Origin of the sequence: Collimonas sp. PA-H2, from assembly GCF_002564105.1 — a bacterium.
In the GTDB taxonomy this organism is placed as follows: Bacteria; Pseudomonadota; Gammaproteobacteria; order Burkholderiales; family Burkholderiaceae_D; genus Collimonas.
On the sequence record NZ_PDBX01000001.1, the window covers coordinates 5,512,703 to 5,531,046 of the forward strand.

General features: G+C 62.6%; 15 protein-coding genes and 1 pseudogene. All 16 read right to left on the reverse strand.

What is annotated here, in order from left to right; all coding sequences use genetic code 11:
- Positions 1-80 precede the first annotated feature (80 nt).
- Positions 81-2,542: pseudogene (locus tag BCF11_RS25320) on the reverse strand (type VI secretion system Vgr family protein).
- Positions 2,543-2,764: 222 nt separating this feature from the next.
- Complete coding sequence (locus BCF11_RS25325; RefSeq protein WP_158229282.1) at positions 2,765-3,466, reverse strand: 4'-phosphopantetheinyl transferase superfamily protein; 702 nt, start codon at positions 3,464-3,466, stop codon at positions 2,765-2,767.
- Positions 3,467-3,474: 8 nt separating this feature from the next.
- On the reverse strand, positions 3,475-4,728 hold the full coding sequence (locus BCF11_RS25330) for a beta-ketoacyl-ACP synthase (RefSeq protein WP_199111044.1): 1,254 nt from the start codon (positions 4,726-4,728) through the stop codon (positions 3,475-3,477).
- Positions 4,725-5,504, reverse strand: a complete 780-nt coding sequence (gene fabG / locus BCF11_RS25335) for a 3-oxoacyl-ACP reductase FabG (protein WP_098497209.1) — start codon at positions 5,502-5,504, stop codon at positions 4,725-4,727. The genes BCF11_RS25330 and fabG overlap by 4 nt, the downstream gene beginning before the upstream one ends.
- Entirely contained in the window at positions 5,501-5,980 is a 480-nt protein-coding gene (locus tag BCF11_RS25340; RefSeq protein ID WP_098497210.1) for a hotdog family protein, read from the reverse strand. The genes fabG and BCF11_RS25340 overlap by 4 nt, the downstream gene beginning before the upstream one ends.
- Positions 5,977-7,164, reverse strand: coding sequence for a beta-ketoacyl-ACP synthase (locus tag BCF11_RS25345; RefSeq protein ID WP_098497211.1), 1,188 nt, complete (start codon positions 7,162-7,164; stop codon positions 5,977-5,979). The genes BCF11_RS25340 and BCF11_RS25345 overlap by 4 nt, the downstream gene beginning before the upstream one ends.
- A 2-nt stretch (positions 7,165-7,166) precedes the next feature.
- Positions 7,167-7,802, reverse strand: coding sequence for a DUF3261 domain-containing protein (locus tag BCF11_RS25350; RefSeq protein WP_098497212.1), 636 nt, complete (start codon positions 7,800-7,802; stop codon positions 7,167-7,169).
- Entirely contained in the window at positions 7,793-9,025 is a 1,233-nt protein-coding gene (locus BCF11_RS25355; protein WP_098497213.1) for an NAD(P)/FAD-dependent oxidoreductase, read from the reverse strand. Before BCF11_RS25355 ends, BCF11_RS25350 begins: the two co-directional genes overlap by 10 nt.
- 2 nt (positions 9,026-9,027) lie before the next feature.
- On the reverse strand, positions 9,028-11,388 hold the full coding sequence (locus tag BCF11_RS25360; RefSeq protein ID WP_098497214.1) for an MMPL family transporter: 2,361 nt from the start codon (positions 11,386-11,388) through the stop codon (positions 9,028-9,030).
- A gap of 52 nt (positions 11,389-11,440) precedes the next feature.
- Positions 11,441-12,031: an outer membrane lipoprotein carrier protein LolA gene (locus tag BCF11_RS25365; RefSeq protein WP_199111046.1), complete on the reverse strand. Its 591-nt coding sequence runs from the start codon at positions 12,029-12,031 to the stop codon at positions 11,441-11,443.
- A 44-nt stretch (positions 12,032-12,075) separates the two neighbouring features.
- Positions 12,076-12,516, reverse strand: coding sequence for a thioesterase family protein (locus tag BCF11_RS25370; RefSeq protein WP_098497216.1), 441 nt, complete (start codon positions 12,514-12,516; stop codon positions 12,076-12,078).
- Positions 12,517-12,520: 4 nt separating this feature from the next.
- Entirely contained in the window at positions 12,521-14,101 is a 1,581-nt protein-coding gene (gene hutH, locus BCF11_RS25375) for a histidine ammonia-lyase (protein WP_098497217.1), read from the reverse strand.
- Complete coding sequence (locus BCF11_RS25380) at positions 14,088-15,056, reverse strand: acyltransferase (protein WP_098497218.1); 969 nt, start codon at positions 15,054-15,056, stop codon at positions 14,088-14,090. The genes hutH and BCF11_RS25380 overlap by 14 nt, the downstream gene beginning before the upstream one ends.
- A complete protein-coding gene (locus BCF11_RS25385; RefSeq protein ID WP_098497219.1) occupies positions 15,053-15,859 on the reverse strand; it encodes a glycosyltransferase family 2 protein in 807 nt (268 codons plus the stop codon). Before BCF11_RS25385 ends, BCF11_RS25380 begins: the two co-directional genes overlap by 4 nt.
- Positions 15,846-17,612: an AMP-binding protein gene (locus BCF11_RS25390; protein ID WP_098497220.1), complete on the reverse strand. Its 1,767-nt coding sequence runs from the start codon at positions 17,610-17,612 to the stop codon at positions 15,846-15,848. The genes BCF11_RS25385 and BCF11_RS25390 overlap by 14 nt, the downstream gene beginning before the upstream one ends.
- On the reverse strand, positions 17,605-18,210 hold the full coding sequence (locus BCF11_RS25395; RefSeq protein WP_233212627.1) for a hypothetical protein: 606 nt from the start codon (positions 18,208-18,210) through the stop codon (positions 17,605-17,607). Before BCF11_RS25395 ends, BCF11_RS25390 begins: the two co-directional genes overlap by 8 nt.
- Between the last annotated feature and the right edge of the window lie 134 nt (positions 18,211-18,344).

Consider the following 18,344-nt stretch of genomic DNA (forward strand, 5'->3'; position numbering starts at 1 on the left):
CACAACGCACTGCTCTTTGCCAAGGCTGTAAGGTAGCTGAATGGGGTAGGTGATGATCATCGTTGGTCAGAATGGTCTAGTTAGGCGGAAAAGATAAACGATCCGTCGGGGTCGTGCCCGCCTTGGGTTGGGAGCAATACCTTGCGATCCAAGTTCTTCGGCCCCGGCAGACTATGCGAAGCCGCATGCGCCACATAAGCGCCGTTAGTGCCCTTCTCGATTCCGCCTGCATTGAACTTGGTGTAACTGCCGCCGCCATTGATCACCAGTTCCTCCTTGGCGGTAATGGTGATGCGGTCAGCGGTCTGAGTGATGTTGAGCTTCGCCAGAATATTGATGCTGTCTGTAAGCGCCTGGACGTCGATGTCGCCGGCGGCCGCCACCATCTTGATGCCCGTCTTTTGCACAAACAAACGGAAGGTATTCCTGATGCTGGCGAACCAGCTATCGCCGCTGGCAATGGACAAGCTCTTGCCGGTCGTAATGGCCGTGTGCTGGTCGCTTGCGATATGGGTGCTGCCGCTGGTGGTGGTTTCGATACCGGCAGGACTGGCCAGAACAAGGTGCGGTTGTGACAGCTCCGGGAAACTACCCTCTGCACCTCCGCCCTGCCCCTTGATCGCATCGTTCTGCGCTTTCAAGGTTTGCGCGACATCGGCCTGCTGTCCCTGTTTCTCCTGCGCCCCAGCCTGCTGCGCCGCATCGGCCAGCGACTCGTGCTGGTCGCGCGCAGCGGTCAGCCTTCTGACTGTCTCGCCCATGTCCTTGATGTGCGCAGCAGCGTTGTTTCTGGCCTCGGTAGTGATCAACATCCCCTTGGCCGCACGCGCCACGCCATGACCGTCTGTCCTCAGTTCCCAGCCGTCGCCCCGCGCATCCTTGCGCCCCGCATTGTCTTCGATGCGGCTGATGCTGCCCAGACTCAGCTGGCTATGCTGGTGATCGCTTTTCAGCTGGGCCTGGATTTTGCCGTTGGTGTCGTCCAGCACCAGGTGGTTGCTTCTCCCTCCTGGCTGATTACCGCCGTTGGGCGTCAGCTCACGGCTTCTAAAACCCATCAGCGACTGCTGGGTCGCCAGCTTCCAGGGCGGCATGTTGCGCTGGTTGTAGACGCTGCCGGTGACGATGGGGCGGTCGGGATTGCCATCGAGCCATTGCACCAGGCATTCTGAGCCGACGCGCGGGATAGATTTAGCGCCCAGTTCGCCGCCAGCCCAGGCACTCGCAACCCGCACCCAGGCGGAGCTGCGTTCATCGTTGTTGCCGATGCGGTCCCAGTGGAACTGGACACGGATGCGGCCGTATTCGTCGTATGGACGCTGCCCTGACCGGAAGGACCGACTACCGTGACGGTTTGCGGCGACAGGATCTTGGTGTTGACGCTATGGAAATTACGACCCGGACGCCAGGGGATCGTCTTGCGCAGGCAGGTCAGCTCGTTGCGGTACTCGGCCTTTTGATCTGCCTGCTGCAGATAGTTGTTGCTGGCGATGTGGTGGACCGAGATGATCAGGAATTCATTCTTGCCGGCTTCTTCATGGCTGGCAAACGGGCTGGAAGAGAAATGGCCGGTCAGGCGGTACCAGCGACCAGGCAGCACATAGCGGTTATTACCCGCCGCTTCAAAGTGTTTACCCGCGGCTTCGATCTCTTCCATGTGCAGGCGCGACAGTTTATCTGCATCCTGAGCACCTTTGACGCCGTAAGCGCCGGCATATTCATAGGATTCGACATCGAGCACATTGCCCTGCTTGTTCAGGGTCGGCACGCCGGCATTGATCGGCACCGGGCTCTTGAAGTTGAAACCGGACAGCGACACCGAACCGGGGACGATCTGGCGCACCGGGGAGAACTCGCCAATACCATCTTCTTCGAAGGCGCCGCCATGGCGCTGGAAGCGGATCTCTTCGCCGCCGTCGATCGCTGCGGCCTGGGTGGAGTCATCGGTGATGACCAGCTTGTGGCCCTTGTCCGTGTGCTCGTAGTAGTACAGCAAGCCGGCGGCTTCCAGCCGGCGATGGACATAGTTATGGTCGCTTTCGTCGAACTGGATGGCGTCCGTCATGACAGGATCGGTACCGCTGACGCGATAGTCCCAGTCGGGTAATGTGCCGTAGTCGGCGCAGATGCTGTCGATCTGTTCGCGCAGGGTCTTGCCGTGGAAGATGTAGTTATCCTTGCGCAGACGCAGGTACTGGGTCCAAGGGCCTAGCTTGGCCTGGTAGAAGGTGATATTGCCGTCGGTGCGCGAGAGGCGAAACTCGAAGCAATATCCTGTGAAATGGCGCAGGCTGCCGTCCGCTCTAACTAATTCTACGCAGAACAGCTTGCCTTGCAGATCCTTCAGGGCCAGTTCAGCGTCATCGGACAATAATTCCACGGTGTACTCAAAATCGCGCGACAGGCTTTCGACGGCGTTGAGCTTGTTCACCAGCAGTTGCGCGTGCGGGCCGTCGTCGTGGGGGAAGGACAACCGAAGGATGCGCTTGTTCTGGCGGCCGTTGATAAGGCTTTGCAAAGTCTGGATGACATTATTGCTCATGCGGTATTCCTATGGCAGCACAATATTTCACAAGGGAAATAAACAATGTGATTTTAACAAACTTCTGCGAACTAGGGATTGCTATGTTTCATCGCTAGACACAATGCAATAGCACCTACCCCTGGCACCAATGACAACAATATCATTTAAGCAATAATACTGTCATCATTTTACTGGCGAAGCAACAGCTCGGAACAGGTCTTCTATGTGATTTGCTGATCTTTAAGCGATCAATTGCTGACGCCATGCGCAAGGCGTAGCGCCGTGCAGATGAACCTGCTCGACCGAGGTCAGTTCCTCGCGACTGCAAAGGGAAATCGCGAAACCTTGCTGCGACCAGTTCCGCGCATGCCAGCCAGGTCCTGACTGCAAGCGCAGGCCGCCAACCACAAGCTCAGGCGATACGACATCTGCGCCCTGATTTGACATCAGCTTATACAGCGCTTCCTTAGCGCTCCACAGGGCATAAAACGTCTCTACCCTTTCGGCATCAGGACGCCCGGATAACCAGTTGCTCTCCGCAGAGGAAAAAGCGCTGCGGGCAAGCGCCTCGACGTCGCGCCCGCTATCCAGCGCTTCTATATCGATGCCGACAGGCGTATCGGCGCTGGTCGCACAGGCGACCCAGCCGCGGCTGTGCGACAGACTGAACTGTGGCATCACCGGGCAAGCGACCGGCAAGCGCAGCTGCGGCGCCCTGCCCTGGCGTTCGATGAGCTCGACCGCCTCGAATGCGATGCCGGCCAGCTGTGCGACCGCAAAGCGCAGCAGGATCCGCCCCAGCAGGAATTCGCGCTGGCGCAGCGGCCGCAAAAAGCGCCGGTAGCGCAGCAGTTCGGGCTCGCTCAGGCAGGCCAGAAAGCGGTCGCAGTCGGCATCGGCCAATGCATTCGCATCGAGCAGCCAGATGACGGCGGATCGCACGGCCGACCTCAATCCAGGCGTTTGAAAATCAGCGAAGTGTTGATGCCGCCAAACGCAAAATTGTTCGACATCACATACTCGCATTGCAGCTCGCGGCCCTGGTCGACAATGTAGTCCAGCTCGGCGCATAGCGGGTCGAGCTGCTGCAGGTTGATGGTCGGCGCGAACCAGCCGCTGCGCATCATCTCGATGCTGACCCAGGCTTCCAGCGCGCCGCAGGCGCCCAGCGTGTGGCCGGTGTAGCTCTTCAGCGAACTGATGGCGGTGTTGCCCGCGAACACGGCGGCGGTGGCGTGCGATTCGGCGATGTCGCCCTGCTCGGTGCCGGTGCCATGGGCGTTGATGTAGCCGATGGCCGAGGCCGGCAAGCCGGCATCCGCCAGCGCCAGCGTCATCGCAATCTGCATGGTGTCGGCGTTCGGATGGGTGACGTGGCAGCCGTCGCTATTGGTGCCGAAGCCGACGATTTCGGCATACATCCTGGCGCCTCTGGCGCGCGCATGTTCGAAGTCTTCCAGGATCAGCGTCCCCGCGCCCTCGCCGATCACCAGGCCATCGCGGCTGCGGTCGAACGGGCTCGGCGTCATGGCCGGCGTATCGTTGCGGATGCTGGTGGCAAACAAGGTATCGAACACCGCGGCTTCGGTGGCGCACAATTCCTCGGCGCCGCCGGCCACCATCACTTGCTGGCGGCCGCCGCGTATCGCTTCGTAGGCATAGCCTATGCCCTGGCTGCCGGAGGTGCAGGCGCTGGAAGTGGTGATAACGCGGCCGGTGATGCCGAAAAACACGCCGATATTGACCGGCGCCGTATGCGCCATCATCTTGATATAGGTAGTGGCGTTGATGCCGCGGGTGCTGCGCTCTTCCATCATGCGGCCGAAATCGCCGATCGCCGCCGGGGTGCCGGCGGAAGAACCGTAGGCGACCCCGCAAGCGCCGCTTTTCAGTAGCGGATCGTCGATCAGGCCGGCATCGATCAAGGCCAGCTCGCTGGCGCGGGTAGCCATCAGCGCCACCCGGCCCATGCTGCGGGTAGTCTTGCGGTTATAGCGTTCCGACAGGGAAAACTCGGCGGCAGGCGCACCCAGCTGGGTGTTCAAGCCGTCGTAGTCGGCCCACTCATGCATGCGCACGACGGCGTTGCGATAGCTGCCTAGATGGGCGCGGATGGCATTCCAGTCGTTGCCGATCGGGCTGATGCCGGCCATGCCGGTCACCACCACCCGACGCGCTGTTGAAGCATGCATAATGTCATTCATGCCATGCCCCCATTCACCGAGATCACCTGGCGCGTGATATAGGCTGCATCCGGATGCAGCAGGAAAGCCACGGTCGCCGCCACTTCCTCCGGCTTGCCGACCCGGCGCGCAGGAATCATCTTGAGCGCTTCGTCCAGCGGCACGTCATCGATCATGTCGGTTTCTATCAGCCCCGGCGCCACGCAGTTGACCGTGATGTTGCGCTTGGCCAGCTCGATCGCCAGCGCCTTGGTGGCGCCGATAATGCCGGCTTTGGCGGCGCTGTAGTTAACCTGGCCACGGTTGCCGATCAGTCCGGACACCGAAGCCAGCGTCACGACGCGGCCAGCCGCGCGGCGCTGCACCAGCGGCATCACCAGCGGGTTGAGCACGTTGTAGAAACCGTCCAGGTTGGTCTTCAGCACCAGGTCCCAGTCCTCGCCCGGCATCGCCGGGAACGCATTGTCGCGCGCGACACCGGCATTGCACACCACGCCGTAATAACAACCGTGCTGCTCAATGTCGGCCAGCAGGATATCCGCCGTGGCCTGGCGCTCGCCTATGTCGAACTGCAATACGCGCGCCTGCACGCCCAGCTCGCGCACCGTCTGCGCCACCGCATCGGCGGCGGCGCGCTGCTGATGGCAGTGCAGGACGATATCGTAGCCGTCGCGCGCCAGCCGCAAGGCGATGGCCTTGCCGATGCCGCGGCTTGAACCGGTCACCAGCACGGTTTTATTCAAGCCGGCAAGCGGGGCCACAGCCGGACCTGCGGCAATTTTCAAATCCGACGTCATTCAGTACTTCCTTCTAGAAAAACAGCCGCATCGACCGGCTGGAATACGGTAATCGTGGCGCTCGCCAGTTGCTGCGTACTGGTACTGGCGCGGATATGGCATTCGAACGAGCCGATGCCATTGTCCGCCTGCAGCAGCCTGTGCACCTGCACCTGCAATACGCTGCCTATGGCAAACTCGGCGCAGGCGGCTTCGTAGCGCCGGGTGCCCAGCAGGAAGCCGATCTTGACTTCCTCGCCGCGCTGCTGGGCTGTATAGCCGGCATAGGCAGCGATCGCCTGCGCCATATACTCGACGCCGACCCAGGCCGGCACGCCGTGCTGCCGGCAAAACAGGCTGTCGGCGCGGATTGTCACCTCAGCCAGCAGCTCTTCGGCGCCGGCGTGCAGCAGGCGATCCAGCAACACCATGGTGCCGGAATGCGGCAGCAAGGTGCGGATATCCAGGTTTTCAAACGCCGTCAGTTGATCCATCATTCACGTCCCAACAGCAGGCTGGCATTGGCGCCGCCAAAGGCAAAGGAGTTGCTCAGTGCCCAGCGCATGGGCCGGCCTAGCCTGGCCCCCAGCGGCTGCAGATTGAGCTGCGGTAGTTGCGCATCGGCCATGCCGTCCCATAAATGCGGCGGCAGGCAGCCCTGCGGATTACTGTCTTGCATCGCCAGCCAGCACAAGCCCGCCTCCACCGCGCCGGCGGCGCCCAAGGCATGGCCGGTGAATGGCTTGGTCGAACTGAGCGCTACCCGGTCGCCGAACAAGGCGGCGATCACGCGGCCTTCCATGGCGTCGTTCTGCACCGTCGCCGTGCCATGCAAGTTGATGTAGTCGCATTGCGCCGGCGCCAGGCCGGCGCGCGCCAGCGCCTGTTCGATGGCGCTCCTGGCGCCGTTGCCGGACGGATCGGGTGCCGAAATATGATAGCCGTCGGAAGACTCGCCCCAGCCGCGCAGGCTGACCGTCGCCTCTGCCTTGGTCATCAAGAACAGTGCGGCGCCCTCGCCGATATTGATGCCGTTACGATTAGCGCTGAAGGGATTGCAGCGGGCGACGCTGACCGATTCCAGCGCGGCAAAGCCGGCCACGGTGAACGCGCACAGCGAATCGACGCCGCCGCTCAGCACGGCGTCGCAGATGCCCATGTTCAGCAGGCGGGCTGCGCTCGCCATTGCCTTGCTGCTCGATGCACAGGCGCTGGAATGCACATATGCCGGGCCGCTGACGCCCAGTTCGGCGGCCAGCATGGCCGCCGGCGACGCCATTTCCTGCTGCGCATAGCTGAAATCCACAGGAAAGCCGCCGTTTGCCCGGCGATAGTGGAAAGCCGCCTCGGTCTGGGCGATGCCGGAAGTGCTGGTGCCGAGCACGATCGCCACCCGGTGCGCGCCGAAGCGCTGGATGGCGGCGTCGACCTGCGGCCGTATCTGCGCCAGCGCGGCCAACGCCAGCTGGTTATTGCGGCTGCGGTGATGCAGAGGCAGGCTCTCGATATCAGGCAAGATACCTGGCAAAATCGCGTCCACACAACCCAGCGCCAGCTCCCGCTGCGGCGAATGGCGGCGCGTCATGGCGACGCCGCTATCGCCGGCGAACAGGCGGCCGCTGATCCCGGCGTGGGTATCGCCGAGCGCGCAGATCATGCCGAGTTGATTGAGATAAACCATGTCTATGGCGCCGCGGGAGCTGCGTTAGTTGCCGGACTGGCCGGTGCATCGTCGGCCGCGTCGCTGACCGAATCGATCGTCAGGCGATAGTGATAACGCAGATTGTTCAATTCCATCTTGCCGCTCCAGGGCGCCGTCTTGCTGTCCGAACTATAGTTGATGACCATCACCGGCTCACCCTGCAGCGACAGGGTGCGCGTCAAACCTTGCTGCTGGATGTCCCAGCCGGCCGGCAGCGCCGCACGGATTGCCGCCAGCGGCCACAAGGTCAGTTGGCTGTCTTCCAGCACGTCCTCCGCCCGTACCTGGGACGGCAGCATCGGATGACGCCAGGATTGCAAGGTTTCGCCATCATAATGCAAGGTCAGGACGCGCTGGCCGAAAGCCAGTCCGACCATATTGAATTGCTGCTGGTCGATCTCCAGCGCGGCATCCAGCTGGTCGGTACGGCCATTGCGCTCCACCGTCAGATGCTGCTGCAGGCTGATATTGGCGCCCAGCGTCGCCGGCGCCAGCTTCAGTCCAAGCCGGGCCGGCGCCTGGCTGGCCGGCTGCGTCGTACAGGCAGCCAGCAGCAGCGCGCTCAGCGGCAAGCCGAGCCAGCGCCAGCCGGCAAGCTGAAAGCAGCCTAGCTGCATATTTCCTCCAGTGTATTGAGGCGACGCTTGCTCTCCTTGACATACGGATTGCTCTCGTCCCAGGCATAGCCGGCCAGGATGGCGGCGATCATGCGGCGCACCTCCGGCTGCTGACCTTCATAAAAGATCACTTTCTGGAAGCCGCCGGCATACCAGGATTCGACAAAAGTGCGGAAAGCGTCCACGCCCTTTTTCAATGGTATTGCATATTCCTTCTCCCAATCGACGGCTTCGCCGGCAGACTGGCGCTGCAAGGCAGCGGCGGCCAGGCTGGCCGACTTGACGGCGATCGTCACGCCGGAAGAAAACACCGGATCGAGGAACTCGCCGGCATTGCCCAGCAAGGCATAGCCTTTGCCCCACAGGGACTTGACATTGGCTGAATAGCCGACGATCTGGCGCGCCGGCGTATCCCAGCGAGCATTTTTCAGCAACTCGCGCGAGGCCGGGTCCTGCATCACCAGTTCCTGCAGGCGCTCGGTTTCACTGCCCTTGAACTGCTCCAGGAACTTGGTTTCCGCCACCACGCCGATAGAACAGCGGCCGCCGGCAAATGGAATCAGCCAGTACCAGACGTTGCAATGCTCCGGATGGACCGTGATGCGGATCTTGTTGCGGTCGAATCCGCCGGCGGCGACGCCATCCTCGATATGCGTGAAAATCGCGCCGCGCACTGGAAAATTGGACGGCGTTTCCAGTTGCAGCAGTTTCGGCAGAACACGGCCAAAACCGCTGGCGTCCAGCACAAAGCCGGCTTCCACGATGTATTCGCTGCCGTCGACGTGACGTACGGTGACGCGCGGCTTCGCTCCTTCTTGATCGAATGCCGTGACCGTGTGCTGGTAACGCACTTCGGCGCCCTGGCGTTCGGCTTCATTCGCCAATACCTGGTCGAAATGAGCGCGCTGCACCTGGAAGGTGGTGCCCCAGCCGGCTGAATGCTTGTCGCGGAAATCGAAATCGGTATAGCGTTCGCCGCGCACAAAGGCGGCGCCGTTCTTGTACTGGAAACCGGCCTCCACCACTGCCTTCAGCATGCCGGCTTGTTCCAGGTATTCCATGCTTTGCGGCAGCAGGCTTTCGCCGATGCTGAAACGCGGGAATTGTTCGCGCTCCAGCACCAGGACCTGGCGCCCTTGCTTCAACAGCAAGGCTGCCGCCACCGCTCCGGCCGGACCGGCGCCGATGACCAGAACATCACATTGCTCAACTCTTGTATGCATTATTATTTTTCTTCCCTTGGTGAATCTTGGCTAAAACACGGTGCGGTCATCCAGACAACCGCAATTCCGATCAACATCGTAAATCCGAAAGCATGCAGCGGCGGCGTTCCCGACAGCGCCAGCAGGCCGAACGAGAGCAAGGCGCTGGCAGCCGACAGGCCCACCGTCAGCCAGGCGAAGCGATCGCGCTGCATGCTTTGTTCCTGCAGAAAAATGCCGTAGTCGACGCCCAGGCCGAGAATCAGCATAAGCGCCAGCACATGGAACAGCTGCAAGGGCTGGCCGATCACACCTAGCAAGGCCAGGATGGCAATGCTGGCCACGGCCGGCGGCGCCAGCACGCGCCAGGCGGCCAAGCGGTAGCGCGAAAACAGCAGCAGGAAGATCGCGGCGTAGGCGCCGAGCAGGACCCAGCCCATGTATTGCCGATAGTGCCCCAGCACCGAGGATATTTCACTGACCTTGTCGACCCACTGTACGCCGTCGAGCTGCTCGCCAGCCTGCTTCAGCACTGGCAGATTGGCGTAGTTGTTAAGCCCGCGCAAAGCGACGATGCTGGCGTATACGCTGCCCTGCTGGCTGTCCACCTGGCCCAGCCAGAGATGGCGCGAGGGCTCGCTGGCCGCTGTTTTCAGGAACGCTTCAGGAGTCAGCGCCTGACCGCCGTTGGCGCTGGCGGCGCCGCTCAGCGCGCGTTCGCGCATCTGCTTGATCCAGCTGTCGTCCTCGCCCAGCTGTGCCGCCAGCGCCTTCAAGGGACCGTCCGGCGCCAGCAGCGCTTGCGTCACCAGGCTGCGGTTGGCTTGCTGCGCCTGCATCGAAGGCGTCCAGTTAGACATGGCCTGATAACCACTGATGATGTGGCTGGCGACCAGCGGTTCGAGTTTCTGCTTGAGGACTTCCTCGCGCTGCAATACCTGCTCCGCACTGGCGCCGCGCACCAGGTAGAACTGTACCGGGGTGGGCGCATCGAGCAGCTTGCCAAGCTTGATCTGGTCCGCCAGCAGCGCCTTGGGCGGGGTCTGCAATGAGCGTATATCGTCGTTCACTTTCAGGCGCGCAATGCCGCTGAATGCAAATGCAGCGAATAACAGAGCCGCCAGCAAGGTCGCCCGGTTCCACTGCAGCAAGGGCCAATGGCGGCGGGTCTGGCCGAACCAGGCGGCGAAACTGGAACCGTTCAGCGTCGAGGCGCTCACCAGCGCCGGAAACCAGAAAACCACGGTGAGCCAGGCGAACAGCAGGCCGATCACGGAAAACAGCGCCATCTGCCGCAAGCCGGGAAACGGCGTCAGCGCCAGGCCGACATAGCCGATCACGGCAGCCGCCAGCGTCAGCAGCAGACCCGGCATCAGACGCCGCAGCAGCTGCCAGGAATCGAGCTTGCAATCGGCCGCCGTTCTGCTGCATAAAAAGTAGATGCCATAGTCCTGCGCCACGCCGATCAGGCTGGCGCCGAACACCAGCGTCAGCAAGTGCACTTGCCCGAAGATCAGCCAGCACAGCGAGAACGCGGCCAGGCAGCCGCCCGCGATCGACAGCATGATCAGGACTATCGGCCGCAGCGAGCGGAAAGTCAGCCACATCAGCAAGACAATTCCCAGCAGCGAGCCGATGCCGATAGTCGACATTTCACGGCTGGCCTGGGCGCTGCCGGCGCCCGCATGCAGCACCACGCCGGCGCTGACCAGTTCCACTGACGGCACCGCCTGGCGCGCGGCGACGCCGGCCTGCTCCAGCAAGGGCAAGACGGCGCGCTGGGTGGCCATCGAAAACGCAGGCTGCCGCAAGGTCATCAACAGCACAATATAGGGACGGCCCTTATCTTCCACGAACAGGTAGCCATCGCGCGGACGCACCGGGGTTTCCTGCGCGCGCGCCTGCACCCAGCCGCTGAACAATCCAAAGGGATCGTCTTGCCAGGCACCCAGCTTGGGGCCGGAAAACGGGCTGTACAACTGCTGCAATGCGGTGTCGGCCCAATACTTGGCGGGCTGCTGGCGCAGCGCGGCCTGCTGCGCCGGCGTCAGCAGGCTGAGCCGCATCTGCTGCGACGGCGCCAGCCAGTCCTGCTGGCTTTGCTCCGATAGTTGCATGCCGGTTTGCAGCAAAGCTGAATGCTTGGCCAGCACTGCATTATAGGCATCGGCAGCTGTACGGGCATGTACCCAGTCGTCGGCGCCGACCAGCACGATGACGCGCTGCTGGGCAGCGTCGACCATATGCGTGAAAGCTTGCTGCAAGACCGGATCGCGCTGCTGCACCGGCAACAGCGCCATGATATCGGTATCCGGCACCACGCCCTTGCCCAGCCACAGATAGGCGTTATGCGCCAGCAGCAAAGCCACCGCCAGCGCCCACATCAACGCCAAGCGTCTGGACCAGCTGTATGCCGGCTTCGCCCCTGTGCCGGGATTACTCAAGCGCCGCCCCTTCTTCCGCTGTCATGGCGCTACTGCCGCTTTGCAGGCCGGAAAAGCTGATTTCAGTGCGGTCGCCGCTGGCTTCGTTGATGGTGACCGTCTTCACATAAGCGCCGCCGGTCAGCACCAGCGTGCCGATCGCCTTAGCCAGCGCCGGCTGGCGTGCTTTCAAGGCCACGTTCCAGCTATTGCCGGTGACGCTGCCATCCAGCTCAAACAGGGTTTCCAGCTGGCTCAAGTCGCCGGCCAGCAAGGAAAACAGCACGCCGTTGATCATCTTCACCACAGGTTCCTGCTTGGCGTCCATGCGCATGGCGACGCGGTCGCCCTGCATCTGCACGATTTCGTCGCGCTTCAGTCGCAGCGTATTAGGAAACGGCTGCAAGGTACGCCACAACACGCCCTTGCCGTTCACCACGCAGAAACGGCCGTTGGACAGCAGCGGCTTCTTGATACCGACCAGCTGCTTGCTTTGATCGAAACGGCCGCACAGGACCGGCGGCCGCGCCAGCATCGCCTGGATTTTGTCGACCGGAGCGGCGGCATATGCAGAGCACGCCGAAGCCGCCAACAGGACGGCCATGAGAATGTTGCGTGCGCTGTTTACGTTGTTTGCGCTGTTTACGTTCATGCTGGTTCGATTCCTAATTTTTGAAATAACACCGGCGGCGAGGCAAAGCACATTTCACGCGTCGCCATATCCACCGCCACCTGGGTAGTGGTGCCGCGGCTGAGGCGCTGGCCGCTGGCGCTGTCGCTGATCAGGTACTCGATCCGCAAACGGTTTTCCCATTCGATGATGGCGGCGCTGACCTTGATGCGCTGGCCGAAGGTCGCCGGGTGGACATAGCGCAGATGCAGGTCGATGATAGGCCAGCTGTAGCCGGACGCCAGCATTTGCGGATAGTTGTAAGCGATCGTATCGAGCAGCGCGCAACGGGCCACCTCCAGATACTTGACGTAGTTGCCGTGCCAGACGATTTCCATCGGATCGAGATCGTAGAACTGCACCTGCAATTCCACTTCGGCCGACCAGCGGCTGCGCGGTTTGTCGTTGCGTATCGTCATGTTCTTACTCGTACAGCTGCCAGTGCTGCAGGCGCAGGCGTTCCAGCAAGCGGCGCAGATCGGGTTCCAGCATGCGGTCTTCGCGGATGACGTCGATATCCACAGCCAGCAACTCCATCATCTGCTGCAACTTCTGTTGCGGCTGGGCCGCGCCCTCCTGGCGGCTGCGCAGCCAGACGCCCTGGCGCACGCTGATCAGCAAGGCCGCCACCACCTGCTCGGTCAATTGCAGCACGCGCAGGCAATCGCGGGCGGCGATGGTGCCCATGCTGACCTTGTCCTGGTTATGGCATTCGGTGGAACGGGAAAACACCGAAGCCGGCATGGTTTGCTTGAGCGCTTCCGCAGTCCAGGCGGAAGCGCTGATCTGCAAGGCTTTCAAACCGTGGTTGATGCTGGCGCGCGACCCTTCCGCGCCGGACAGGTTAGCCGGCAAGCCGTGGTTGTAGCGGCTGTCGACCAGCAAGGCCATCTGCCGGTCCAGCAGGTCGGCGACATTGGCCACCGCATTCTTCATGCTGTCCATGGCGAAGGCGATGTGGCCGCCGTAGAAATGGCCGCCGTGCAGCACGCGTTCGTTTTCGCCATCGATGATGGGATTGTCGTTGGCGCTGTTGAGTTCGTTTTCAATCGATTCGCGCATCCACGGCAAAGCGTCCGCCAGCACGCCGATCACATGCGGTGCGCAGCGGATCGAATAGCGGTCCTGCAGACGCTTCTGATTGCGCGGGGCATCGCTGGTCGGCAGATCCTGGCGCAGCCAGGCCGCCACCTGCTGCTGGCCGGCATGCGGCTTGACGGCAAACAGGGTTTCGTCAAAGTGATGGGCGTTGCCGTCGAGGGCAAAGCTGGCCATGGCGGTGATGCGGGTGGCGATGCGCACCAGGTATGCGGCGCGGTCATAGGCCAGGCAAGCCAGGGCTGTCATCACCGCGGTGCCGTTCATGATCGCCAGCCCTTCTTTCGGCCGCAGGCGCAGCGGCGTGATGCCGGCCGTGGCCAGGGCTTCGGCGGCAGGCACCTTGGCGCCATCGCGCCAGACTTCGCGCTCGCCGCACAGCACGGCGGCCAGGTAGGACAAGGGCGTCAGGTCGCCGCTGGCGCCGACCGAGCCTTCGGACGGGATCAGCGGCAGCAAGTCTTCTTGCAGCAGATGCGTGATCTGCTCCAGCAAACCAACGCTGACGCCGGAATAACCTTTGCTGAGCGATGCCAGCCGCGCGGCCATGATGGCGCGCGTCTGCGGCGGGTTGAACAGCTCGCCCAGGCCGCAGCCGTGATAGGTGTACAGGTGATGCGGCAGCTCGGGGATCAGTTCGGCCGGCACGTTGACGGTGCAGGAGTCGCCATAACCGGTGGTGACGCCGTAGATGGTGCCGTCCTCGCGCAGCAAGCGGTCCAGGAAATCGGCGCCGCGGGTAATCGCGGCACGGAACGCCGGCGCCTCGGACAGAGTCACCCGCGCCTCGCCTGCGGCGATGGCTACGATATCTTCAATCGTCAGGCGTCCCTGGTCGAAACAGATGGCGCGGCGTCCGTCTGCAGCGGCCGGCAGAGGGAGATCTTTCAGTTCAGCGAGATGCATCTTTATATCCAGATAATTGCCAGAAGTCGTAGAAATTGAACCATTGCAGCGGAGCTCTCAGGCAAAAGTGCTCCAGCCTTGCCGCGTAGGCGGCCGCCAGTTCATTGAGGATCAGGTCGCGCTCCTTGCGCGGCAGCCGGATGGTTTCCCGGAACAGTTCGAAATGGCATTCGGAGTGGCCGTTTTTGGTCATCGAAAACAGCAGATAGACCGGGCATTGCAGCAAGCTGGCGAGCACATAGGGGCCGACCGGAAAGGCTGCGGTTTTACCGAGGAAGGAGGCGCGCGCCACCCGCGGCGCAGCTGATACCGGAATGCGGTCGCCGGCAATGGCGACGAATTCGCCGCGCCCGACCTTTTCCGCCAGGATCATGGCGGTAGCCGGCGTCATCTCGCTGACCTGCATCAAGTTAAGCTGGCTGTCCGGATCGAGTTTGGCCAGCAAGCGGTTGAAGGCTTGCGCGTGCTTGGTGTGCACCAGCACGGTGATCCGCAGCGCCTGCCGCTGCCGGGACAGCACCCGGCACAATTCCAGGTTGCCCAGGTGTGCGCAGATCAGCAGACCACCGCGCTGCGCCTGTATGTTCTCCAGCATCTGTTCGCGGCCGAATGAAACGACCTCGGCAGTCTTGAACAGGCCGCCCCAGAGCAGCATCTTGTCGAGGATGTTTTCAGCAAAGGAAGCGAAATGCTGGAACACGCCGCGCAGGCCTGGCCGGATCCGGTTGATCCGGCCGACCGCCGGATCGAAGGTGCACAAGCGCTGTAAATAAGTCATGGAGGCACGCCGAGCCGCCGGCTTGCTCAGCAAATACCAGCCCAGCACCGGATACAAGGCGATGCGGAAAGGCCAGCGGCCGGCAATGCGGTAAACCCAGAACAGCAGCCGCATGCCGCCGACAAAGCTGGCTTCATTGATCTGCGCCCAATGCTGCTGCGCTTGCTGCGTGCTCATGCCGCACCTCGCCTGGGCAACAGGCGGCGCGCCAGCAAACGCGGTGCGCGCCACAGCATGCCGAAGAACAGCGTCGCATGCAGGCGCGAGATCAGGAGATTGTCGAGGCCGGCGCGGAAATGCGAGACGCCGTCCAGCGGATAGGCAACCCGGGTCGGCAGATTGACGATGGCGACGCCGTCCCAGTACAAGCGCACCAGCACTTCGATATCGAAATTCATGCGTTCACCCAGTTGCCTGCGCTGCGCCAGGCGGATCAGGGACGGCAAGGGATAGACACGGAAGCCGCACATCGAATCCTTGATATCCAGCGACAAGGTGTTGATCCAGACCCATACATGGGTCAGATAGCGGGCATACAAGCGTAGGGTGGGCACGCTGTCGTCGTATTGCGGACAACCGGCGATCAGGCTGTTTGGCGCGGCGGCGGCATGCTGCAGGAAACGCGGGATGTCGTCGGTGCAATGCTGGCCGTCGGCATCGATTTGCAGCGCATGGCTGAAGCCGGCAGCGGCGGCATGCTGGACGCCGGTCAATACCGCCCCGCCCTTGCCGCGGTTGACGGCATGGCGCAGCAAGGTGATGCGCTGCGGATCGGCGCCGGCCAGCGCATCGAGCACCGCGGCGCATGAAGCCGAACTGGCATCGTCCACCAGCACGCACGGCAAGTCGTGGGCCAGCACCGCGGCCACTACCGCGCCGATAGCATGTTCGTGGTTGTACACCGGGATCACGGCGCAAGGCGTGAATTGCCCCGGATCGGCCCCGATACCGGGTTCAGCAAGATATTCAGCCCGAGACATGGGCGCCTCCAAAAGCGATACGGCCGCCGGCATGCTGGCCGGCGGCAGAGAACATGCGGAATGACAAGCTGCTTTTTTGCAGGTCGTGCTGCAGCTCCAGCTGCACCACCATGCCAGGCGTAATCACGCGCTGGAACTTCAGCGCCTGCATGCCCAGGAATTGCGGCGCCAGTGCAAAATATTCGCGGCCGTAGCTGACAGCCCAGTCGACCTGCACCACGCCAGGCAGGATCGGCGCCTCGGCGAAATGGCCGTCGAAGTACAAGAGATCGGCCGGCACTGCCAGCTCCAGCAATACCCTGAGCGGCTCCTGCTCCAGCAGGCGTGTAGCCGGCAAGATGGGCCGCTTGATTGCCACAGGCGCTTCCGGCGATTCCAGCAGCGCCAGCAAATCGGCGCGGGTGGTCTTGCCCTGCGAATTGAACGGCAAGGCTTCCAGATAACGCCAGCTGCGCGGCAGCGCCACCGGCTCGACCGCGTGCGCCATGCCGTCGCGCAGCTGACGGTTCAAGGCCAGCTTGCCTTGCGCCGCCAGAATCTGGCTGCCAAGCGCGGACAGCACCACGAAAGCGGCAATCCGCTGGCGCGGCTGGGATGCCGATTGATCCAGCAGCAGGACTTTGGCATCGGCCACCGCGGCCTGCGCCTTGAGCTGGCGTTCCAGGGCATCCAGGGAAATACGCTTCTCTTCGACTTTGACAATCCGGTCCACTCTTCCCTGCAGACGGAAGCGCCGCTGGTCGAGCGCTTGCACTTGGTCGGCCATTGCATACCATTCCATATCCGGCAGATGCGGCGAACGGATTTCCAGCAGTTCCTGGCCGGCCGCTACGCGCCATGCAATCGCCGGCATCACCTGCCAGCTGTCATCGTCGCTGCTGCGCTGGCGCCAGGCGACGCCGCCGGTTTCCGAACTGCCATACACTTCAATCGGGACCGATCCCAGCAAGCGCCCTGCTTCGGCCGCCACTTCCGGCGGCAGCGGGCCGCCGGAGGAAAAGATGGCGCGCATGGCAGCCAGTGATGAAGCGTTCTGCGTGGAAGCCAGCTCGGCCGGCAGCCGTTTCAGATGGGCCGGGCTGGAAATCAGGACAAACGAACGGCCAGCCGCCTGCAGCTCTTCCAGGTAATTGATCTGCTGCGCATGTATCGCGCGCCGCTGACTCACGGGCCATAGCACCTTGAACAGCAAGCCGTAGATATGCTGGTGCGAGACGGTGGCGAAGATGCCGGCGTCGCCGATGCGTTCGCCGAACAGTTGTTCGAGGGTAGCCACTTCCGTAGCCAGCTGCGACAGGAATTTCGGCACCGCTTGCGGTTCGCCGGTACTGCCGGAGGTGAAGATCATCAATCCTGGAAAATCCGGCTGCAGCGCCTTGAAGCCATGCTTTATGGGCTGCTCGCTTGTGGCGGCGATTGTCAATGGCGCATATTGCGGCGGGAATTCGCCGAGGTAACCGTCCACCAGCGCGTCCAGATTGGCGCAGGTGGCGGGCAGCACGTCGCCCGGCAGATAAACCGTCTTGCCGGCCTGCCAGGCGCCAAACAGGATGCTCGCAAAATGCGCGCTGTCGCTGGAGTACAGGGCGAAGCGGCTGCCAGGCTGGCGCGCCAGCATATCGCGCCAGGCGGCAGCCTGCGCCAGAAAATAATCCCAGCTCAGCGCGCGGCCGTCGCGCCAGGCGAACGGCCGTTCATCAGCGCAGCCAGAGGGCGCGCTCAGCAGTGTCAGCAGATTGCGCGGATCAGACATGCTGGCCGTCCTGCCGCAGGCTGGCTTGCGCTTCAAGCCGGGAATGGCGGCGCTTGACCAGCATGCGCACCAGGTATTCGCCGGCGAACAGGCAGCCCATCAGCACGTAGGCCACTACGCCGTTGTACAAAGACCAGAGTGCGGCCGAAGCCCACAGCGCGGTGGCCAGCGCCAGTCCGCCATTGAGGACAAAAAAGCCGCACCATACCTGGGTCACGCGGCGCGTATAGGCAACCGCATAAGCAGGTAAAGCGGGATCGCTCAGGCGCGCCATGCGTTCGATGATCGATGGCGGCACGTACAGGCTATAGCTGAACAAGGCCAGCATGCCAAGATTGACCAGCACCGGATACAGCTTCAAGGGCAGCAAGGCATTGTTCCAGATCGCCACCGCTGCCAGCAGCAAGGCGCCGGCCAGCCACCAACGGCTGGCGCGGTTGATCTTCAGCGTCGGCAAGCGTGTTGCCGCCGCCAGCACCAGCAGCAGGGCCAGCAGGCGCGGCTCGACATGGCCGTGTCCCAGCCAGATCGCGAGCGGATAGAGCAAGGTGACCAGCACGCTGACGGCGGTCGGCACAAGGCGCCAGAAATTCTGCACGATATTCCTAGTGGGCTGTAACAGCCGAATCGAGAGTGAAGGACGCGTATCCGGCGCGCAGGGCAAGGCGCACAGCGGAGCAATAGCAGGACTATTGCGAGCATGTGCAACGCTGCCATGCGCGTCGGATACGT